The sequence below is a fragment of the Streptococcus suis genome (assembly GCF_002964045.1).
In the GTDB taxonomy this organism is placed as follows: Bacteria; Bacillota; Bacilli; order Lactobacillales; family Streptococcaceae; genus Streptococcus; species Streptococcus suis_U.
This window is the reverse complement of sequence record NZ_POPB01000553.1, coordinates 1-347: the sequence shown is the minus strand read 5'-3', so window position 1 is coordinate 347 and position 347 is coordinate 1. Positions and strand designations below refer to the sequence as shown.

Below are 347 nucleotides of genomic sequence, written 5' to 3'. Positions count from 1 at the left end.
TGGATGGAGGTTTGGTGCCCCAACTTCATAAGCAGCAGCTTCCCCATACTCACGAATACGGTTATCCATTTCTACACGGTGTTTCTCAACCAACTCCTCAATACGAGCTGGATGAATACGACCATCTTGAAGCAAGGTCTCCATGGTCATACGGGCAATCTCACGGCGAATCGGATCAAAACCTGATAGAACAACCACTTCTGGTGTATCATCAATGATAACATCGATACCTGTGAGACTTTCAAAGGTACGAATATTTCGACCCTCACGTCCAATAATCCGTCCCTTCATCGCATCATCCGGTAAATGAACCGATGTAATCGTCTGCTCAGCCACATATTCACCTG

The 347-nt window shown here is 46.1% G+C and carries 1 protein-coding gene; it reads right to left on the bottom strand.

Features of this window, described 5'->3' with window-relative positions; translation table 11 throughout:
- A partial coding sequence (locus C1E99_RS12650; protein WP_238146247.1) for a KH domain-containing protein occupies positions 1-347 on the bottom strand: 347 nt, incomplete at both ends.